Origin of the sequence: Bradyrhizobium sp. ARR65 (assembly GCF_000472385.1) — a bacterium.
Classification (GTDB): Bacteria; Pseudomonadota; Alphaproteobacteria; order Rhizobiales; family Xanthobacteraceae; genus Bradyrhizobium.
In genome coordinates this window covers 492,978-514,266 of record NZ_AWZU01000001.1, presented here as the reverse complement: position 1 = coordinate 514,266, position 21,289 = coordinate 492,978, and the positions used below count along the sequence as shown (strand labels likewise).

Below are 21,289 nucleotides of genomic sequence, written 5' to 3'. Positions count from 1 at the left end.
GGCGACACGACTTCCGCCAGCATTGCGCGTTAAGCAGTGTGAAGGCCCGCCAACCCATTCAAACCGTGACGATATTTGCGCGTCTTGCCTGGCGCGCCGGCAAGGGCGATTTGCGATATCTAACAGACGCTAAGCATCTATAACGAGCTTCATCGCGGGAAACGTCTAAGCTGTCGAGCATCGCAACTGTTGCATTCGCGAGTTCTGCGGTCGCCCTCGGGCCGGCGGGAACTCAGAAAGGATCAGCGATGCTTACAGAGAGCTTCAGCGCTCAAACTGGCCGCCCCTACATCAACGTTCAGCCCGAGCCGCAATTTCGGCATGGCAGCGACGACGCGAAAGGCCTTCGCCTTGAACCAAAATGGCGTCACCTGGACCTAGAATCGGACGCTGCAGAAGATGTCGTGGTGTCGCGGTGGGTCGATGGCCGAAGCTCCTCCCGATGGGAGGCAGCAGCAAGACCGGCCGACCGTTACGTCGTCGGAATCGCCCTGAAGACGACGCGCCTGAAATTGACAAGCGGTCGTCAGATCATATTCGACGGCATCATGCCGGCGGGTACGCTGCATGTGACCGCGCCGGCCAGGCAGCTCAGTGCCGAGTTTTATGCACCCTGCGACTTTCTGCACTTCCACATCTCGGCCGATTATTTACGCAGGCATCGCGATGCGACCGATCCTGACTTGGCCGAGACCAGCTTGAACGACCTAATTTTGTTGCGCGACTCTTTCGCTGAGCAGCTCGGCAAGACGCTGATCAAGCACGGTAATGCTGACTATCGGGATTTCACCCGCTGCATCGGCCAGGCCCTTGCAATGCATCTCGCCCGCCTCAAGCTGCCGCGGGCCAGAGTGAACGCGCTGCCCAAATGGCGCCTCAGGCGCGTAGAGGACTACGTCGACGCACACCTCCATCGCCGCGTCAGTCTCCCTGACCTGGCCAGGGCTGCCAACCTGTCACGCATGCATTTTGCCGCCCAGTTCCGAACAGCAACCGGATATCGTCCTCGCGAATACCTTCTGCATCGGCGCATCGAACGTGCCAAGCACATCCTGTCAACCACGGAGATGCCCCTTGCCGAGGTCGCGCTGGCCGTCGGTTTCTGTACGCAGGCTCATTTCTCAACCGTGTTCAAGCGCATCACCGGAGAAACCCCGGCGCGCTGGCGAAGCGGCAACAGAATGGCGTCGGTCCTCAGCCAACAGCTTCCGTTGAAGTCCAACATCGGCGCGTTCGGCCTCGAGACATCCGACGCGGCCAGGCTCGGCTAGAACCTGGATCACCGCCGTCATTCCGCAACGGTCGGGATGCCCACATCTCCCGCATCCGCCGCGTGACGCTTGCTCATCAGAGCGGCCGACCCATTAACGGTCCGCATCGCGCTCTCCGCTTCACGATGGCGTCCAATCCACGCGCTGTGGAACCATCCGATCCCGGACTGGGTCCTCCGATGAAGACGCCGACCAGCCCGCAGCATTCAACCAGCCCGCAGCATTCAAAAGGAAGAATTCGGAATCATCTGTTTCACCGGACCAAGAACTAAACGTTCGGATGACTAACCCCGCCCGGACAACTGCGCTACAAATGGGCATGGGATTTTCCTGCCAAACCTCAGGATATGTTGCGCCGGTCCAGAGCTGCGGCGATTTGGCAGCCGATGTCCGCAGGATTGCTGGCCGTAACGCGCCAAGCGGATACAACGACCCAACCGCATACCAAGTCTCGTCGCTGACGCCGCGGGCAGGATCGGCCCGTCGCCTGGCTTCCCAAAACGGGCGGCCGCATGCGAAGCATAATCGGCAATAGTGATATGGACCCGACCGCCGAACATGTCGTGTCCTTTGGACCCTTTCGGCTCCATGTCGCGGAAAGACGAATTGAAAGGGATGGCAGCGCCGTCCACCTGGGCGGCCGCGCACTCGACATACTCATTGCCCTGATCGAGCAAGCGGGGACAGTCGTCGGCAAGAACGAATTGATGGCCAGGGTGTGGCCGAACGTCACCGTCGATGAGGGCAGCCTCAGGGTCCATGTGGCCGCCCTTCGAAAGGCGCTCGGCGATGGCAAGGATGGCGCGAGATATCTGACCACCGTTTCGGGACAGGGCTATTGTTTCGTGGCGCGACTGTCCCGTCCCAGTAATCCAAAATCGTCCCTGATGCGACCGAGCTGCGAGCCGCAGCACAACCTGCCGGCACTGCCGATGCGGCTGGTGGGGCGCGATCAAACCATTTGCGACATAGCGGACAAGTTGAGAGGCGAACGCTTCGTCACCATCGTTGGACCGGGCGGCATCGGCAAGACGACCGTGGCCATCTCTGCAGGTCACGCCCTGCTCGGCGAGTTTGCCGGTGCGGTGTCCTTTCTTGACCTCGGAGCAATCCACGACGCCGCCCTCGTGCCTGATGTCGTCGCCTCGACGCTCGGGCTGATGGGGCAGTCCGAAGATCCGTCGGACGGGCTCGTCCAATTTCTCCGTAACAAGCGAATGCTGCTCGTTCTGGATTGCTGTGAGCATGTCATCGAGAACGCAGCAGCGCTGGCGGAGCGGCTTTACAGGGAAGCGCCGCGGCTCCACATCCTGGCCACCAGCAGGGAATCGCTGCGCGTCGAGGGCGAGCACATTCACCGCCTGCTGCCGCTGCCGAGTCCGCCGGATCACGCCAGTCTGACGGCGACGCAGGCACTCGCCTTCCCTTCGGTTCAGCTCTTCGTCGAGCGCGCCAGCGCCAGCAGCGGCCAATTCGAGCTGAGTGATGCGGACGCCCCTCTGGTCTGTGAACTATGCCGCAGGCTGGATGGTATCGCCCTTGCAATCGAGCTCGCAGCCAGCCGCGTCGGCGCCTACGGCGTCAAGCACACGATCGAGCTCCTGAACGACAAGTTCAAACTGCTGTGGGAAGGACGACGCACCGGGCTGCCGCGGCATCAGACGCTACGCGCAACGATGGATTGGAGTTATAATCTCCTATCGGAGCTGGAGCGCATCGTGCTTCGCCGGCTGTCCGTTTTCGCTGGCAATTTCACCCTGGAAGCCGCTTGCTCGGTGGCCGGATCAGATGATGCCGATGACAGCCAGGTGATGGCTGCCTTGGCCAACCTGGTCGCGAAGTCGATGTTGACCGCGAGCGCCACCAGCTCATCGACGCGATACCGGCTGCTCGATACGACACGGGCCTATGCGCTAGAGAAACTGGCGGCCAGCGCCGATTCCCAAACGACGGCGCGACGTCACGCATGCTATTTTCTGCACCTGCTCGAACGCATCGGCGACCAGTCGAGCGAGACGCTTACCGAAGCTGCCGACCAGTTCGGAAACATACGTGCTGCGCTGATGTGGTGCTTCTCCGAACGCGGCGAGCGCGCGATCGGCGTCGCGCTGGCCGTGGCTTCGATGCCTCTCTTTCTCGAGCTGTCGCTTTTGACGGAATGCCAGCTCTGGGCCACGCGCGCCATCGAAGCGCTCGACGACGGCAACCGAAATGCCAGGCGAGAACTCAAGCTTCGCGCGGCCTTGGGTCTCGCGCTGATGCTGACCAAGGGAACCACCAGCGAGGTCGGCGCTCTCTTCACGACGGCGCTTCGGCTCGCCGAAGATGTCGGCGACGTGGCGAGCCAGCTCTGCCTGGTCGAGCGACTCCACCTGTTCCACATGACCGCCGGCAATTTTGGCGAAGCATTGGACGTAGCCAAACGAGGCGAAGCTGCCGCCTCCAAGGCAAACGATCCTGTCCGGCTCGCGCACATGCAGGTGGCGCTCGGCATTTCCCACCATCTTGCAGGCGAGGCTGCCCTGGCGCGCTTCTACGTCGAGGCGGCATTGTCACGGTTGGCGGTGGCGAGACCTGGCATCCACGGTCAACTGAGTTTTGATTATCCCAGTCGCGCCAGAATTACCCTGGCTCGCATCCTTTGGCTGCAGGGATACCCCGACCAGGCTGTCGAGATCGCGCGAGCAGCAGTTGCCGACGCGATCCGCGTGGGCCATCCCGTCAAACTCTCAAGAGCCCTGCTCTGGTCCCTCGCCATTTTCGTTTGGAATTGGGACACGGAAAATTTCGAAGAATATGTCGACAGGCTCCTGCTGGAAGCCGGCAAGCATTCTCTTGCGCCGTACCAGGCGGTTGGCGAGGGCGCAAAGGGGATGGCCATGATGGCGCAGGGCCGGCTGGAAGCCGGAATCGATCTGCTGCGAGGCGCGATGGAGAAAATGCGGAACCATCGCTATGGCCCGCTCACGGATTTCAGAATCCAGCTCGCGGAGGGCCTGGCCGCGCTCGGAAAAACGCAGGAAGCGCTGGACACGATCGATCAAGCGATCGCTCACGACAGGCCTGGCAAGTACCTGTTCAATATGCCCGAGATGCTTCGCGTAAAGGCCGAAGTGCTGATCGCGACGAACGGCGCCAAGTTTGCGCAGGCGGAAAGCTGCCTTGAGGAATCGCTTGATCTCGCGCGACGTCAGTCCGCATTGGCCTGGGAGCTGCGGACAGCCACCAGCCTTGCGAGGCTGTGGATGGCACAGGGGCGGTATGACGAAGCGCGCGAGGTCCTTGCGCCGGTTTACGTTCGATTTTCCGAGGGATTCGGCCGCCGCGATCTCAAGGCGGCCGGCCAATTGCTGGATCAGTTGGCATCGCTGCAGCCGAATGTGTGGGCCTGCGTTTCTGCTTCTTCAGCCCGGCGATGAGAACCGCTCAGAGACATTGGCCGCAACAAACAGGCGCGGGCTGCAGGAGACGCAAGGCAAATCGTGCCAGCTCGAAAATGACATGCGCGTGCGAAAGATTACGCTGGTCCGAGTTGATAGGTTGAGCCTATCAGAGGACCACCAGCTTTCTCTGCAGGCTCGAAGCCCCCTCCCCGCAATCGAGCCTCGGGGCCGTCCCACCCCCAAGGACGGCCCCTTTTCGTCTCCATGATGCATAAGTTGGCCGGGATGCGGCTCACGCGAGCCTGCTTCCTTACTTTGCCTTGCAAATCGGGTTGCCGGTTCCGTCGAGAGACGTTACCCGTAGCGAAACAGGCTGCAGATTGCCTTGGTCCGGGCGCGAATTGGTGCCGAACCAAGGCTGCCGGCCCAGCAGGCAGGTAACGCGTGCACAGCAATGGTATCGACGAGTCTGCGCTGATCTTCGACCGATTCCGACTGTTGCCGAAGGCGCGGCTGCTCGAGAAGGATGGCGTTCCGCTTCCTGTCGGAGGTCGGGCGCTGGACATCCTCATCTGCCTGGCAGAGCGCGCTGGTGAAGTCGTCAGTAAGAGGGAGCTGGTCACGCGGGTCTGGGCGGACGTCAATGTCGACGAAGGCAGCCTCCGCTTCCACATCAGTGCTTTGCGCAAGGTGCTCGGCGATCGCGCATCGGGCGCGAGATATGTGGTGAACGTTCCGGGACGAGGCTATTGCTTCGCTGCGCCGATCGTGCGCTCGGAGGCGGCGGCACGCATGGCGGCGCCGGCCGCTCGTCCGCCTATTCCCGCCCCGATCGGGAGGATGATTGGACGTGCCGAGACGATCGACAGACTGTGCAATGAGCTCGCGCTTCATCGCCTGGTGACGATCGTGGGTCCGGGCGGCATTGGCAAGACCACCGTCGCCTTGGCGGTTGGCCATCGCCAGCTCACCGCTTTTGCCGGAATGGTCCGCTTCGTGGATTTCGGCGCCCTGAGGGATGCACGCCTGGTGCCGAGTGCGGTTGCCTCGGTCTTAGGCCTCACAGTCAGTTCGGAAAACCCGGTGCCGAGCCTGCTGGCGTTTCTGCGCGAGAAACGTCTTCTATTGATCTTTGATAGTTGCGAGCATCTCCTGGAAAGCTTGGCAACGTTGGCGGAGAGCATCATCCAGGAGGCGCCTGAGGTTTGCGTCCTGGCCACCAGCCGTGAATCGCTCCGCGCCGAAGGCGAACAGGTTCATCGCCTCTTTCCGCTCGATTGCCCGCCTGACCGAGCAGCACTGAGGGCATCCGATGTGCTGGCCTACCCTGCGGCACAGTTGTTTGTCGAACGTATTGCCGCGAGCCTGGGCGGATTCGAACTCGGTGATGCCGATGCGCCGCTCGTTGCGGAAATCTGTCGCAAGCTCGACGGCATCGCGCTTGCGATCGAGCTTGCCGCCGGCCGCGTCAACGCCTACGGAATCCAGGGCATCGCCACTCTGCTCAACAGCCGCTTCTCGCTGCTGTGGCAGGGCCGCCGCACCGCGATACCCCGGCATCAGACGCTCAGTGCTGCACTGAGCTGGAGCTACGACCTGCTGCCTCCGGCCGAAAGTCTGACGCTGCGCCGACTGTCCGTCTTCACGGGTCCGTTCACGCTGGAAGCCGCCCTGGCGGTTGCCTGGGGCGATAGCATCGGCGAACCCGAGGCGGTCGAGGCCATCGCCAATCTTGTCGCAAAGTCGCTGATCTCGCTGCCGTCTGCGGCTCAGCCCATACGCTACCGGCTGCTCGACACCACCCGCACCTTCGCTGCGGAAAAACTGATCGAAAGCGGGGAGGCGACAAAAGTATCGCGCAGTCACGCGATCTATTTCCGCGACCTCCTTGCAAGCGTCTCGAACGGAGCCGACGGTCTTTCGCCCGCCGTCAGTTTCGCTCCTTACGCCGATCATCTCGCCAATATCCGCGCCGCTCTGGATTGGAGTTTTTCGGACCATGGTGATCGCGCAATCGCCATCGCGCTGGCCGCGGCCGCCGCTCCGTTCTTTCTCGAGCTGTCGTTGTTGACGGAATGTCATCGCTGGACGCAACAGGCGATCGCGGCAGCCGATGCCGCTTCCGTCCCCCCTCGCGACGAGATGGTGCTTCAAGCCGCGCTTGGCGCGTCCTTGATGTTCACCCGCGGCAATAGTGAAGACGTTCGTGTCGCCTTCAACCGTAGCCTGGAACTGGCGCAGGCTCTGGAAGATCCGCACTGGCAATTGTGCCTGCTGCGGGAATTTCACATCTATCTCACCCGCATCGGCGACTTTCAGGGCGCGCTCCGGGTCGGCGAGCGCGGCGAGGCGGTCGCGAAGCCCTTGAATGATCCCGCCGCAACGCGCACGGCCGAGTGGATGCTCGGCGTTGCCCATCACCTGATCGGCACCCAGGACAAGGCCGTCGTCCTTTGCGAAAGCGCGATGATCCATGGTCCGGACTCCAGACGGATCAACATGCTGCGTCTCGGATATGACGACCGGATCATTGCCCTCGTGGCGCTGGCCCGGAGCCTCTGGCTGACCGGACGTCCGGACCGGGCGGTTGAGGTGGCAAGATACGCGGTCAGCGAAGCCGAGTGCACCGAGCAGCCGCTCACGCTCGGCATTTCCATGATCTGGACCATCTATGTCTTTCTTTGGGTGGGTGATTGGGACAGCGCGGACAAGCTCATCGATCGGCTCGTCGGCCATGCCGCCAGGCATTTCCTCGGTCCCTACCAGGCCGTGGGACTTGGGCTGAAGGGCGAGCTGCTGATCCGCCGCGGCGACGTCAGGCCGGGCGTCGAACTGCTCCGACAAGGCGCGGGAACGCTCAGAGAGACGCGCCACGCGATCTTAAGCACGGTGTTCGCGGCAGCTCTCGCGGAGGGCCTGGTGCAGATGAGGCAATATGAGGAGGCGCTGGCAGCAATCGACGAAGCCATTGCGCAACGTGAGCAGATCGGCCAGTCATTCGATTCCCCGGAGATGCTTCGCGTCAGGGGCCATGTTCTTGCCTGCTCCGCACATGCGGCGGAAGCCGAGAGCTGTCTTCTGGAAGCGCTGACATTGGCGCGCAAGCAATGCGCGATAGGCTGGGAACTGCGTACCGCCTTGAGCTTGGCGCAGCTCTGGCGTGATCAGGGTGATGCCGCGAAGGCGCACAGGCTGATCGCTCCGCTCTATGCGCGATATCAAGAGGGCCTCGACAGTGCCGACCTCAGGAGCGCAAAGGTCCTGCTCGACAGTTGATACGGCGATACCGCTGGCCGACATGCCCGCCTTTCAGCATCTAACAACATCTAACAGGCCAAGCGTCCCCTTCGGGTTCATCTTCGATGGCCGCATGTGTGCTGCGCCGAGGACCCGCGAAAATGGCATTGCTTGACGACGTTCTTGCAGCCTGCGGCGGACTGGATCGGTGGCGTCGACTGAAGCAATTTACGATCCATGTTTCCATGGACGGCGACTTCTTCTCGCGCATCGGGAGAGCTGGGCTCTTCAAGGACATGGTCGCGGAGGGACCCACGCAAAGCCAGTCCCTGCAATTGACGGGATTCACCGCTCCCGACAAATGTGCGCTGTATCAGCCCGATCGTGTGGCAATTCAAGACCTGGGCGGTGAGGTTCTCCAATCATGCAGCGATCCGAGGCAAGCATTTCCGGTCCGGAACGGTGAGCCGTGGGATGACATCCATCTCGTCTATTTCTGCGGCTTCTCAATCTGGAATTATCTGACCACTCCCTTCCTGCTCGCGCAGCCGGGTATCGAAATCGAAGAGCTGGAACCCTGGAATGTCAACAACCAGGTTTGGCGACGTTTGCGCGCGTCGTTTCCTCCGAGCATTGTTACGCATTGCCGCGAACAGATCTTCTATTTCGATGCCGACGGTCTTCAGCGGCGCACCGACTACCATGTCATGGGGACTTCGATCGCTCACCTCAGCTGGGCGCACCAGAGGTTCTGCGGCATCCTCATTCCGACCCTCCGCCGATCGCTGTTGCGTCAGCCGGATGGCACTGTTGTCGCCAGACCGGCTCTCATCGACATCGAGATATTTGACGCATCCTTCGAGTAGGCGCGCTCGAAGCGATGCTTCACCTCACCTGCCGCTTCTCAAGCTTCCGGGCAAGGGTGCGGCGATGCATGCCGAGACGCCTTGCAGTCTCCGATATGTTGAAGTCGGTTTCGATCAGCGTCTGGTGGATGCGTTCCCACTCGAGGGTCTTGATCGATGTCGGCCGCTCCGCCAGGGCAATTTCGGCGTTGCCTGCGGCTTTTTGGAATGCCGCTTCGATATCGTCGGTGTTCGAAGGCTTGGCAAGATAATGGCACGCACCGAGCTTGATGGCTTCGACCGCGGTTGCGATACTCGCAAATCCGGTTAACACCACGATCAGCATCTCCGGATCGTGCGCATGCAATGCCTCCACGCAGGCGAGCCCCGACGCCCCTCCGAGCTTGAGATCCACGACGGCATAGCCCGGAGATTTCTCTTCCAGGACCTTGCGCACTTCCTCGAGCGAGGCGGTGACGACGACCTCGTAGCCGCGGCGCTCGAAAGAGCGTTTGAGCGTACGGGCAAAGCCGGCATCGTCCTCTACGATCATCAAGGTCCGTTCAGGCATCAAAATCGTCTCCGATCGCAAGCGCCGCCAAGGGCAGCGAGAGCCTGACGGTCGCGCCGCGCTTCCTGTGATTTTGCGCCGTCACCACGCCGCCGAGCTTGCGTATGACGTTGACGACCAGGAACAGGCCCAAGCCGCCTCCCGCACGGCCCTTGCTCGATTGATAGGGCTTGCCCAGTTGCGCCAGCATTTCCGGCGCGAAACCGGGGCCGCGATCGCTGACGGACAGCGCGAGGGTGTCGCCGTCGCGTTCGGCCACGAACTCCACCCAATCCCGCGACACTTCGAACGCATTGTCGAGGACGTTGAAAATGGCCTGCTTCAGCGCGACGTCCGAAACGATCGCGACATCGGCGCCGATCGAATTGGTAAAATGCAAGCTCGTGACCGAACGCGCCCTGCGCCATTCCTCGACGAGGTCGGTCAGAAACGCAGTCACCGTCGTCGGAACCGATTCCTCGCCACGCGCCTGGCCCGCCGACACGAGAATGCCCGTCACGATCGACTTGCAGCGCTGCAGCGAGTTCTCCATTTCGGCCAAATCGTCAGCGATCTCGGGATTCGAGGTGAGCGCCGGCATACGGCGCCAGTCGCTGAGAATGACTGAGAGCGATGCGAGCGGCGTTCCGAGCTCATGTGCCGCCCCGGACGCGAGCAGCCCCATCCTGACGATGTGATCCTGCTCGGCGGCGTGCTGACGCAGCGCAGCCAGATGCGCATCGCGCTCACGCAGGTTGCGATTGATGCGGGTCATGAACACTACAAGCAGAACCGCGTTCAGGCCGAAACCGATGAACATACCGATGACGTGCAGCCTGAACGGATCACTGAACTCCTGATGCGACAGTTCCAGCGGCCGATACGAGAACGTCAGCCAGGCGAAGCTCATGCAGGTGACGGCAACGAGCGACCAGGTCGAGCGCGAGTCGAGCAATACCGCCCCAAGCGTGACCTGCAGCAAATATAGGGATGTGAAGGGATTGGCGGCTCCCCCGCTCAAGTAGAGTTGAGCCGTCAACGCCGCGACGTCGAGCATGAGCGCGAGGAGCAACTCGCGATTGTTGATTTGGGCGCGATAGCGCACCCAGATCAGGCTCACGACATTGAGCAGGACCAGCGCCCAGATCACCGCGCCCATCGATTCGAGCGGCAGCTTGATTCCGAGCCACGAATAGACGAACGCGATGGTTCCGATCTGACCGATGACGGCTGTCCAGCGGAGCTGGATCAGCAACGCCATGTTCTTGCGATTGGTCTCGTCGTCCGTCGGACTCGATTCAGCCGGGCTATTGGGGTCGGGATTCCTCTGGAGGGAAGACGCAGCCGCCTCGCTGCCGGAGGCCGTTTTTTCCCGGGGATCAGCCAGATTGGATGGCGGTTTCAGCATCTGCTCCGGTCCTGCGGGCGGAGATCGAGTCTCCGCCTACCGGGGTGCTGTCCCGGGTACCCGAGCCGCGGAGATGCATTCCGCCCCTTGCGACAAACATAAGCCTGCCGGCAATCATAAGAGCCAGGCCAAACCATGTCAGCGCATAAATCAGGTGGTTGTTGGGGAATCTGACCACCGTCAGTCCGCCGAGCGGGTAGCCGCCCGGATTGGGTGTCGCGTCGGCATCAATAAAGAATGGCGCCGTCTGCGGCAAGCCCCGCGCCGCAGCGATCGCGGCAACGTCCCGCGAGTACCAGCGGTCTTGCTCCGGGTCGTTCTTCCGCAGAAAAGCGCCTTTCGGCTCGGTCATCCGCAGCAGGCCGGTCACCTTCACCGGCCCCGCCGGGTTGCCCTCACGGCGGGTCGCCTGGTCGCGCCGGTCTGGCGGGACGAAGCCGCGGTTGACCAGGACGATAGCGCCATCCGCGGTTTGCAGCGGCGTGAGGACCCAGAAGCCACCCCCGGCTTCCGTCACCGCTTGAACCAGCGTTTCACGGTCGTGGAGGAACCGACCGGCAACACTGACGCGCCGGTATTCGTCATCGGCGGTATTAATCGCCGGCCATGATGAAGACACCGGCATGGGCGAGGGTGCGGCATGGATGCGCTGCTCGACGCGATCGATCAGCGCCAGTTTCCAAACCCGGCGCTCGAGCTGCCACACGCCAAGCGCAGTGAGAACGGCCACGCAGACGAGAGCCACGATCCCAAGAACCAGGGACCGCGCGGTCCGCCTGCCTTGCCCTGGTCCCCTCGGCCATGGGCCATCCGGCGCAGGCTCGTTCATGACGGGCGGCACCCCGGTCACTGCATCCGGCTCATCTCATGGGTCGGCATCATGTTGGTGTTGAGGTGGCGCATGATCCACAGCGACCCCGTCATCGTGATGACCAGCAGGATAAGCGTGAAGATGAGCGCCAGCATGGACCAGCCGCCCTCCGAGCGGGTGTTCATGTGCAGGAAGTAGATCATATGAACCACGATCTGCACGGCGGCGAACCCGAGGATCACGACGGCCGTCAGGCTCTTGTCGCCAAGCGCGTTGGTCATGACGAGCCAGAACGGAATCGCGGTCAAGATGACCGACAAGCCGAAGCCGGTCAGATAACCGGAGAGCGTGATGTCCCCGTGCGCCGTAGCATGGTCGGCGGCGTGGTGCGCGGAGTGGCTGTGTGCGGTCATCGCAGCATTCCCATCAGATAAACGAAAGTGAAAACACCGATCCAGACCACGTCGAGGAAGTGCCAGAACATGCTGAGGCACATCAGTCGCCTCTGGTTGGCCTCGATCAGGCCATGGCGCCAGACCTGCGCCATCAGCGTCACCAGCCAGACCAGGCCGAACGTGACGTGCAACCCGTGGGTACCGACCAGCGTGAAGAAGGACGACAGGAAGGCACTGCGCTGCGGCGTCGCGCCTTCATGGATCATGTGAGCGAATTCGGAAAGCTCGATTCCGATGAATGCCAGACCGAACAGCCCGGTGATGGCGAGCCAGGCCTGCGTGGCGCCGACGCGCGACTTCTGCATCGACAGCATGGCAAAGCCATACGTGATCGATGACAAGAGCAGCATCGACGTGTTGATGGCGACCAGCGGCAGATCGAACAGATCCTTGGGCGCCGGGCCCGCGGCATAGTTGCCGCCGAGCACGCCGAAACTGGCGAACAGGATCGCGAAGATGAGACAGTCGCTCATCAGGTAGATCCAGAAGCCGAGCATCGTCGAGGCACCCTCGGGATGCTCGTGCTCGTCGACGACGTAGAAGATCGGCTCGTAAGCCTGCGCGGGATTTACGTTGATGCTCATCACTTCGCTCCTGAGGCGAGCAGCTTGGTCCGCGCATTCTCGACCCGGGTGACCTCGTCAGCCGGGATGTGGTAGTCGCGGTGGTAATTGAAGGTATGGCCGATGGCGACCGCGAGGAGCGCGATGAAGCTCGCCGCAGCCAGCCACCACATGTACCAGATGAGGCCGACCGCCATCGCCGTGCTCAAGCCGGCGAGGATGATGCCCGTCCCGGTGTTGCTCGGCATGTGGATCGGCTTGAAGCCGGTCAGTGGACGCTTGTAACCGCGGCTCTTCATGTCCCACCAGGCATCGGTCGTATGGACGACCGGCGTGAAGGCGAAGTTGAAGGCCGGCGGCGGCGACGAGGTCGCCCATTCCAGCGTCCGCGCGTTCCATGGATCGCCGGTGGCATCGCGGAGTTGTTCGCGCTTGAGCACGCTCACCGCGATTTGCACCAGGAAGCACATGATGCCGCAGAAGATGAGAAGCGCGCCGAACGCCGCGATGATAAACCAGATCTGCAGCGACGGATCATCGAACACGCGCAGGCGGCGGGTGACGCCCATCAGGCCGAGCACGTAAAGCGGCATGAAGGCGAAGTAGAAGCCGACCACCCAGAACCAGAACGACATCTTGCCCCAGAACGGATCGAGCCTGAAGCCGAATGCCTTCGGGAACCAGTAGGCGATGCCCGCGAAGATCCCGAACACCACGCCGCCGATGATCACGTTGTGGAAATGCGCGACGAGAAACAGGCTGTTATGCAGCACGAAGTCCGCCGGCGGCACCGCGAGCAGAACGCCGGTCATGCCACCGATGACGAAAGTCAGCATGAATGCGACCGTCCACATCATCGGCAATTCGAAGCGGATGCGGCCGCGATACATCGTGAACAGCCAATTGAACATCTTCGCTCCCGTCGGGATCGAGATGATCATGGTGGTGATGCCGAAGAAGGAGTTGACGGATGCGCCCGACCCCATGGTGAAGAAGTGGTGCAGCCAGACCAGATACGACAGGACGGTGATGACGACCGTGGCGTAAACCATCGAGGTGTAGCCGAACAGCCGCTTGCCCGAGAAGGTCGCCGTGACTTCGGAGAAGATGCCGAACACAGGCAGGACCAGGATGTAGACCTCGGGATGGCCCCAGATCCAGATGATGTTGACATACATCATCGGATTGCCGCCGAAATCGTTGGTGAAGAAGTTGGTGCCGACGTAACGGTCGAGCGTCAACAGCGCGAGCACCGCGGTCAGCACCGGGAAGGATGCGACGATCAGGATGTTGGTGCAGAGCGTGGTCCAGGTGAAGACCGGCATCTTCATCAGCGTCATGCCAGGCGCGCGCAGCTTGACGATAGTGCAGATCAGGTTGACGCCCGACAATAGCGTGCCGACGCCTGCGACCTGCAGCGCCCAGATGTAGTAGTCGACCCCGACGTCGGGACTGTAGCCGATGTTGGAGAGCGGCGGATAAGCGAGCCAGCCGGTACGTGCGAATTCGCCGACGAACAACGACATCATCACCAGCACGGCGCCGGCGGTAGTCATCCAGAAACTGAAATTGTTGAGGAAGGGGAACGACACGTCGCGTGCGCCGATCTGCAGCGGCATGATGTAGTTCATCAGCCCCGTGACCAGCGGCATCGCCACGAAGAAGATCATGATGACGCCGTGCGCCGTGAAGACCTGGTCGTAATGGTGCGCCGGCAGGAAGCCGTCGGAGCCGTTGAAGGCCATCGCCTGCTGCGCGCGCATCATCAGCGCGTCAGCGAAACCGCGCAGCAGCATCACGATGCCGAGGATCATATACATGATGCCGATGCGCTTGTGGTCGACCGTGGTGAACCACTCGCGCCACAAATAGCCCCACAGCCTGAAATAGGTGACGGCGGCAAACAAAGCGAGGCCGCCGGCAGCGACCACGGCGAAGGTGCCGACGATGATCGGCTCGTGCAGGGGCAGCGACTCCAGCGTCAGGCGGCCGAAGACGACTTTTGCGAGGGTTGAGCTATCGAACATGGCAGTCTCGTTCAGGACTCGGACTTGCGGCGCAGGCCGGGGAGGAAGGATGTGGAGGACGCGTCGGCCGGAGTGAACAGAGAACGCGTCGCGCCGTTGCCGAGAAGGGGCGTGGCGTTCTGCGACACGCGATTCGCGATGGTCTCCTGCCCCTGTGGCGCATCAGGCGAACACAGCGCCGCCACATAGGACGGCTCGGCGCCAAACACCGCGCCGCGTCGGGCGTACTTGTCGTAAGCCAGCGGCAGCGTGTTGCGGATGCCGGCGAGCCCCAGTCCGCCCTTCTCATCGACCGCCATCATGTCGCTCACGCACATCTTGCCGGGCTCGACGCACATGTTGACGATCGCGCGGTAAAGGTCCTTATCCACGGAGGCGTAACGACGCACGGGCTCGTTGAGGCTCGGACGCTCAAGCGCGAGATAGTCGCTCTTCTCGAGAGCGCCCCCACCCGCCTTCACGCCGGCAATCCAGCCATCGAAATCCTTATCCGACAGCCCCTTGAAGGTGAAGCGCATGCTGGAGAAGCCGGCACCGCTGTAATTGGCGGAGAAGCCCTTATAGGTACCGGCCTTGTTGATCACGGCATGTAGTTGCGAGTCCATGCCGGGCATGGCGTAGATCTGACCGGCAAGCGCAGGGACGTAGAAGGAGTTCATCACCGAGGAAGCGGTGATATGGAAATCGATCGGCCGATCGACCGGCGCGGCAACCTCATTGACGGTTGCGATCCCCTGCTCCGGATAGATGAAGAGCCACTTCCAATCCAGCGCCACGACATTCACCGTCAGCGGTCTGACGTTCGGGTCGACGGGCCGCCCGGCCGCGATGCGCCCCAACGGGCGGAATGGATCAAGCAGATGGGTGCCGGTCCAGGTCAGCGCGCCCAGGCAGATGATGATCAGGAGCGGCGCGGACCAGATGACGAGTTCGAGCTTGGTGGAATGGTGCCACTCGGGCTCATAACGGGCCGTTGTATTCGAGCTCCGATAGCGCCAGGCGAACAACGCTGTCAGCGCCATCACCGGTATTATGATAAGGAGCATCAGGACGGTCGAGATGAGGACCAAATCGCGCTGCTGCGCCGCAATATCACCGGAAGGGGAAAGGACGACGAAGTCGCATCCGCTCAATAATGCCGCAAAGGGCAGCAAAGCCAGGATCTTGAGACGATTCAAGACGGAACCTGCAAGTTGGAATTACTCTTAGTCGCACGTGCCTAGCGGCGACAACGGCAGTGCAACATTGGACAATTTGTCCAATGTCGCACTGCACACTGAAGTCTACCAACGCGGATTTCGGCAACCTCAGGGGATCCCATTCGTGCTATGTCGGCAGCAAGAAGCGCGATTAAGAGGAATCTGATGGTCTTTTTCGGCGATCCCGGCGTGGTCAAGGTCGGCCACGACCATGCGAATCCTGGCGAGATTGCAACCGGCGTCATCATCGGCCGGACGTCGGAATTCTTCGATTTCTTCGTCTATGCCATCGCCTCGGTAATCGTTTTCCCGCGCCTCGTGTTCCCGTTCACTGACCCGCTCACGGGCACACTCTATTCTTTTGCGATCTTCGCGCTCGCCTTCATCGCGCGGCCGTTCGGAAGCGCTATCTTCACCACGATCGACCGCAAATGGGGCAAGAGCGCCAAGTTGGTCGTCGCGTTGGTGCTCCTGGGGACCGCGACGGTCGCGATCGCGTTCCTGCCCGGCTACGAGTTGATCGGTGCGGCAGCAATCTGGCTGCTTGCGCTGGCCCGCGTAGCCCAAGGCCTGGCCTGGGGCGGCGCATGGGATGGCCTTGCCTCGCTTCTCGCGCTCAACACGCCGCCGCATCATCGCGGGTGGTACGCCATGATCCCCCAGCTTGGCGCGCCGCTGGGGCTGATCGTGGCCAGCGCCTTGTTCGCATTTTTCGCGAGCAGTCTTTCCGCGGATGATTTCTTCGATTGGGGCTGGCGCTATCCTTTCTTTGTCGCCTTCGCGATCAACGTCGTGGCGCTGTTTGCGCGGCTGCGCATCGTGGCGACGTCGGAATACGATTTCCTGTTCGAAAGTCGCGAACTACAGCCGGCGCGCATCTCCTCCACGCTTCGTCATGAAGGGCGCAACATCCTGCTCGGCGCCTTTGCGCCGCTCGCAAGCTTCGCCCTCTTCCACATGGTCACCGTGTTCCCGCTGTCCTGGGTGTTTCTCTTCACCCGTGAAAGCCCCGTGCGGTTTCTGGTGATCGAAATGATCGGCGCCGTCTTCGGGGTGGTCGCGATTGTGGCGTCGGGCTTGATCGCGGACCGGATCGGCCGCAAATCGCTGCTGATGGCTTCCGCCATGGCGATCGCAGCCTATAGCGGTTTCGCCCCGCAATTGCTCGATGCCGGTCCGGCCGGCGAGACGACCTACATGGTGCTCGGCTTCGTCCTGCTCGGGCTTTCGTTCGGACAATCCTCGGGCTCGATCGCCTCAAACTTTGCGCGGTTCTATCGCTACACCGCTTCCGCGCTGACCTCAGACCTTGCCTGGCTGTTCGGTGCCGGATTTGCGCCGCTGGCAGCGCTGCTGCTCGCCGCCCATTTCGGCCTGATGTCCGCCGGCGCCTATCTTCTCTCCGGTGCGGTGTGGACTCTGCTTGCGCTCTGGCTGAGCGGGGTGCGCCCAGCCGAACGTTAGTCGCCTTCGACCAACAGCTCAGGCTGTTTCGTGCCTGGGCTGCTCCTCTTCATTGTGTTCGCGCAGCAATTCGAGCAGGCGCTTGCGCATGATCATGCCCGGTCGATCCGAGGGCATGTGCATCTCGATCTTCCGGCTCATGTCGACGATGGCGTCGGGATCGGTCGATTCCAGCATGTCGCGATCCTCGGCGATGATCGCCGCGTCCCAATCGATCAGCTGCTGGGTGGAGCAGTCCGCCTCGGTGTCGTTGCGGAAGAGAAGCTGAACCACCTGGATCTGCCCGTCGGCAATCGGCGTGGCGCAGTTGAAGATGATGTGGCGGATACCCGAGGGATATTCCATGTCGAGTCGACGGCAGAACGGCATGAACCATTTGTTGCGCTGATGCCGTTTCGTGGTCGGCTCGCTCGTACCCGTGATCCTGAAGGCCCCCGGCGGGTTCTTGACCGTGATGATCGTCTCGGCATCGAAGCCGTAATCCGTTTCAGTGATCTCGTACTTCTCCGGCTTCGGCTGGCTGATGTCGCCAAAAGTCCCCTTGTGGACGAAAGCGAAATGGGCGTTGTCGAAAGAGTTTTCCATCAGCCGCAGCGCCGCCGTGTTCCATTTGTCATAGAACTGGTGGATACGGCGATAGCGTGGATTGCCCTCTTCGGGAATGTCAGGAATGTCGCTCAGAGGCTCATCAAGCGCGACCCAGACGTAGCCATAGCGGGCCCTGGCGCGGAACGATCGCGCCTTGGCATCGGGGACCAGCTGCTCGAACGGAAATTGTGGAATCATGACCAGCCTGCCGTCGCGATCGTACTCCCAGCCGTGATAACCGCAGACGATGTTGCCATTGTTGCACCAGCCCTTTGAAAGCTTCGCCGTGCGGTGGCAGCAGCGGTCCTCGAGCGCGGCAGGCTCCCCCTTCGCATCAACGAACAGCACGATCGGCTCGCCTAGAAGCGTAAAGGGCTTCGGCCCGTCCTTCAGATAATCAACCGGCATGACCGCATACCAGAAGCGGCGAAGCACGGGTTGTCTGGTGTTCAGCATCGTAGGCCTCCGAAATCAGGCAGCCAGGCGCGTGACGACACGGGCCGCATCGGATTTGAGTTTTTGAACGTCGAGCCCCGGAACGGCGCCGTTCTCGACGACGATCCGGCCGCCGATCAGGAGATAGCGCAGCTTGGCCGAGCCCGCGCACGTCACCGGCGCAATCATCGGATCGTGCATGCCGAAATGGCGCGGCTCAGCCAAATCGAAGATGGCGATGTCGGCCTGCTGCCCCGGCGCGAGCGTGCCGACGTGGGGCATGCCGAGCACGCGGGCGCCGCCGGCGGTGGCCCAATGCACGACGTCCTCCGCAGTTACCACGCCGGCTCCCTTCACGGCACGATGGGTGTGCCAGGCGCTGTGCATCTCGCAGATCATGTCGGCCGCCTCGTTGGACGCCGCACCGTCGACGCCGAGCGAGACCGCTCCGCCCAGCCGCGCCATCGCATCGGCGGGGGCAACACCGGAGCCGAGGCGGCAATTGGATTGCGGACAATGCGCCATCCCCGTTCCTGTATTGACGAGAATCCGGACCTCGTCGGCATCGAGATGCACCAGATGTGCGAACCACACGTCCTCACCGAGCCAATCGTGATCGGCCAGCCAATGCACCGGCCGCTTGCGGTGAACCGAGAGGCAGAAATCGACATAATCGGAGGTTTCCGAAAGATGGCTGTGCAGCCGCAGCTTCATGCGCCTCGCCGCCGCAATCACTTCCTTCAGTTCGCCGGGATCGAGCGACCAGGTGGGCGTGGTCGGCGCAAGCGCCACGCGCGACAGGCTGCGGGGTGAAGGATTGTGAAACCGCTGCGCGCAGGCTTCGACCGATTGCAGCATGCGATCGAGCGTCTCGACGGGCGTCGGCATCGATTGCGTCGCGTCAACGTGACGCGCCATCGTGGCGCCGCCGCGGCAGAGCACCAGGCGGATGCCGAGACTGCGCGCGACCTCGAAGATCACCTGCGCCGGGTCGAACCGGAACGTGTCGCTGAAAAGATAGTGGTGATCGGCGACCGTCGTCGTTCCCGACAGCAGCATTTCCGTCAATCCGATCCGGGCGGCGATAGCGAGCGCCTCTTCGTCGATCTTGGACCAGTAGCGGTAAGGCACCGAACGCAGCCATCCCGCGAGCGGCAGGTCGATGCCCGACCGCACGCCCTTCAGCACGCTTTGAAACAAGTGATGATGGGTCGAGATCAGGCCCGGATAGATTACACCGCCGCCGGCATCGAGCCTCTGCTCGTCCGGCCTTGGCTGGAGCGCACCGATCTCGACGATGACTCCGTCGCGAATCCGAATGCTGCCCGAAGTCCTCATTGCGGAGCCGGCGAACCCCGTGAAGATCCCGGCTGCGTTCTCGATCAGCATGGTCGTCATGTCTCTGCTCTTATCTCGCTCTCATGCCAGTTCGACAGTGCCAGCCGCGACAGTGCCACCATCGCCGCAAACAATGCGACGCCGGTCAGCGTGATCAGAAATAGCGCCGCGAACATGCGGGGAATGTCGAGCGTAAATCCCGCATCAAGGATCTCATAGGCAAGCCCGGACGAACGACCGCCGGTGCCGGCCACGAACTCGGCCACCACGGCGCCGATCAGCGCGAGCCCGCTCGATATCCTCAAGCCGCCAAAGAAATAAGGCAGCGCGCCCGGGATTCTCAGCTTGATGAGCGTCTTCAGCCGGCCGGCGCGATTCATCCGGAAATAATTGGCAAGGCCCGGATCGACGCTGCGGAGACCAAGCGTCGTGTTAGAGATGATGGGAAACAGCGCGACCAAAGTCGCGCAGATGGTGAGCGAAGCCTGCGTGTTCTTCACCAGGATGATGACGAGGGGCGCGACCGCAACGACTGGGGTCACCTGCAGGAGGACCGCATAGGGAAACAGGCTGACCTCGATGGCCCGGCTCTGCACGAACATGAAGGCGATCAGCGTACCAAGGACGATCGCCGCCGCGAAAGCCTGCAAGGTCACGCGCAAGGTGGCGAGCAGCGCCCGCAGGAGCGAGGGGCCGTTGTGCAGGAAACTTGTGAAGATATCGCTCGGCTTGGGAAACAAATAGACGGGAACGGAGGCAAGGCGAAAGCCGATCTCCCATAAGGTGAGCAGCACAACGCCCACGGCGACCGGGGCTGCGATCCGCACGAACGCCTCCGATTGCAGCAGCGGTTTCACGATGCGCCTCCCGATGCTGCCGGTAGCGATGCTTTTGCAAGCCAGGTCGACAATTCGCGGCAGTAGGCGGCGAATTTCGGGCTGTCGCGAAATGCCTGATCGCGCGGCTGCGACTGGTCGATGGTCATGGTCCGGAAGATGCGGCCAGGATTTGCCGCCATCACGACGATCCGCGTCGAGAGAAACACGGCTTCATAGATCGAATGCGTAACAAACACGGTCGTCAGCTTGCGCTCCCACCACAGCCGGACCAGATCGTTGTCGAGCTTGTTGCGGGTAAATTCGTCGAGCGCGCCGAATGGCTCGTCCATCAGAAGCAGGTTTGGGCTCGTCACCAGCGCGCGAGCGATGGAGACGCGCATTTTCATGCCGCCGGAGAGTTGCCGTGGATAATGGCGCGAAAAGACCGACAGCCCGACCCGCGCGATTGCATCGGCCACCAATGGATTTGCCTTGGCGTTGGGCATGTCAGCCAGTTCGAGCGGCAGCCGCACATTGGCATCGACGCGGGCCCACGGCATCAAGGTCGGCTCCTGGAACACGAAGGCGAAGCGTCTCCCCTCCTGCCCCACCCGGGCGAAGTCGCCTCGCCACCATAGCAGCCGGCCGTCCGACGGCTCCATCAAATTGGCAATCAGCTTGAGCAGCGTGCTCTTGCCGCAGCCGGACGGGCCGATGAGGGTCAGAAACTCGCCCTCAGTGATGGCAAGATCGATCGGCGAAAGCGCACGCGTGCCGTTCGCGAAGACCTTCTCGGCGGAGAGCACTTCGACAGCCGGCGGGCGATCACCACCGGCCGTCACGCGCTCCGCCTTTTCCTCGAAGCTTTCGCCGGGCGAAAGGGCGTTCATGGCCACA

16 protein-coding genes are annotated in these 21,289 nt (G+C 62.1%); 5 read left to right on the top strand and 11 right to left on the bottom strand.

Translation table 11 applies throughout. The features are described from left to right. Positions 1 to 248 precede the first annotated feature (248 nt). The 4 genes from F758_RS43190 (at position 249) to F758_RS0102555 (ending at position 8,757) form a co-directional block, all read left to right on the top strand. Entirely contained in the window at positions 249 to 1,271 is a 1,023-nt protein-coding gene (locus tag F758_RS43190) for an AraC family transcriptional regulator (protein ID WP_024506377.1), read from the top strand. Positions 1,272 to 1,783: 512 nt separating this feature from the next. After that, positions 1,784 to 4,690, top strand: coding sequence for an ATP-binding protein (locus F758_RS0102565; protein WP_035720446.1), 2,907 nt, complete (start codon positions 1,784 to 1,786; stop codon positions 4,688 to 4,690). A gap of 408 nt (positions 4,691 to 5,098) precedes the next feature. Then, on the top strand, positions 5,099 to 7,930 hold the full coding sequence (locus F758_RS0102560; protein WP_024506375.1) for an ATP-binding protein: 2,832 nt from the start codon (positions 5,099 to 5,101) through the stop codon (positions 7,928 to 7,930). Between the two features lie 86 nt (positions 7,931 to 8,016). After that, positions 8,017 to 8,757, top strand: a complete 741-nt coding sequence (locus F758_RS0102555) for a hypothetical protein (RefSeq protein WP_245286400.1) — start codon at positions 8,017 to 8,019, stop codon at positions 8,755 to 8,757. A gap of 19 nt (positions 8,758 to 8,776) precedes the next feature. On the opposite strand, the gene F758_RS0102550 is transcribed toward F758_RS0102555, so the two are convergent. Genes F758_RS0102550 through cyoA form a run of 7 tightly spaced genes read right to left on the bottom strand, consistent with a single transcriptional unit; the run spans position 8,777 to position 15,728 of the window. Next, positions 8,777 to 9,310: a response regulator transcription factor gene (locus tag F758_RS0102550; RefSeq protein ID WP_024506373.1), complete on the bottom strand. Its 534-nt coding sequence runs from the start codon at positions 9,308 to 9,310 to the stop codon at positions 8,777 to 8,779. Then, entirely contained in the window at positions 9,300 to 10,694 is a 1,395-nt protein-coding gene (locus F758_RS0102545; RefSeq protein ID WP_024506372.1) for an ATP-binding protein, read from the bottom strand. Before F758_RS0102545 ends, F758_RS0102550 begins: the two co-directional genes overlap by 11 nt. Beyond that, the gene (locus F758_RS43185; protein WP_035720576.1) at positions 10,666 to 11,523 is read right to left on the bottom strand and encodes an SURF1 family protein; all 858 of its coding nucleotides are present in this window, start codon (positions 11,521 to 11,523) and stop codon (positions 10,666 to 10,668) included. Before F758_RS43185 ends, F758_RS0102545 begins: the two co-directional genes overlap by 29 nt. Positions 11,524 to 11,540: 17 nt before the next feature. Further along, positions 11,541 to 11,918, bottom strand: coding sequence for a cytochrome o ubiquinol oxidase subunit IV (gene cyoD / locus F758_RS0102535; protein ID WP_024506371.1), 378 nt, complete (start codon positions 11,916 to 11,918; stop codon positions 11,541 to 11,543). Beyond that, positions 11,915 to 12,544, bottom strand: a complete 630-nt coding sequence (cyoC, locus tag F758_RS0102530; RefSeq protein WP_024506370.1) for a cytochrome o ubiquinol oxidase subunit III — start codon at positions 12,542 to 12,544, stop codon at positions 11,915 to 11,917. The genes cyoD and cyoC overlap by 4 nt, the downstream gene beginning before the upstream one ends. Beyond that, positions 12,544 to 14,550, bottom strand: a complete 2,007-nt coding sequence (gene cyoB / locus F758_RS0102525) for a cytochrome o ubiquinol oxidase subunit I (RefSeq protein WP_024506369.1) — start codon at positions 14,548 to 14,550, stop codon at positions 12,544 to 12,546. The genes cyoC and cyoB overlap by 1 nt, the downstream gene beginning before the upstream one ends. Before the next feature lie 11 nt (positions 14,551 to 14,561). After that, on the bottom strand, positions 14,562 to 15,728 hold the full coding sequence (gene cyoA, locus F758_RS0102520; RefSeq protein ID WP_024506368.1) for a ubiquinol oxidase subunit II: 1,167 nt from the start codon (positions 15,726 to 15,728) through the stop codon (positions 14,562 to 14,564). A gap of 186 nt (positions 15,729 to 15,914) precedes the next feature. Between cyoA and F758_RS0102515 the strand changes: the two genes are divergently transcribed. Beyond that, the gene (locus F758_RS0102515; RefSeq protein WP_035720574.1) at positions 15,915 to 17,213 is read left to right on the top strand and encodes an MFS transporter; all 1,299 of its coding nucleotides are present in this window, start codon (positions 15,915 to 15,917) and stop codon (positions 17,211 to 17,213) included. A gap of 18 nt (positions 17,214 to 17,231) precedes the next feature. On the opposite strand, the gene F758_RS0102510 is transcribed toward F758_RS0102515, so the two are convergent. From F758_RS0102510 to F758_RS0102495, 4 genes are read right to left on the bottom strand one after another with little or no spacing between them, the layout of a single operon-like run. Continuing rightward, positions 17,232 to 18,257, bottom strand: coding sequence for an aromatic ring-hydroxylating dioxygenase subunit alpha (locus tag F758_RS0102510; protein ID WP_024506366.1), 1,026 nt, complete (start codon positions 18,255 to 18,257; stop codon positions 17,232 to 17,234). 15 nt (positions 18,258 to 18,272) lie between these two features. Next, complete coding sequence (locus tag F758_RS0102505) at positions 18,273 to 19,634, bottom strand: amidohydrolase family protein (protein ID WP_024506365.1); 1,362 nt, start codon at positions 19,632 to 19,634, stop codon at positions 18,273 to 18,275. Continuing rightward, on the bottom strand, positions 19,631 to 20,431 hold the full coding sequence (locus F758_RS0102500; RefSeq protein ID WP_035720443.1) for an ABC transporter permease: 801 nt from the start codon (positions 20,429 to 20,431) through the stop codon (positions 19,631 to 19,633). Before F758_RS0102500 ends, F758_RS0102505 begins: the two co-directional genes overlap by 4 nt. Beyond that, positions 20,428 to 21,282 (bottom strand): ABC transporter ATP-binding protein, encoded by an 855-nt coding sequence (locus tag F758_RS0102495; RefSeq protein WP_024506363.1) that lies wholly within the window; start codon positions 21,280 to 21,282, stop codon positions 20,428 to 20,430. Before F758_RS0102495 ends, F758_RS0102500 begins: the two co-directional genes overlap by 4 nt. Positions 21,283 to 21,289 lie beyond the last annotated feature (7 nt).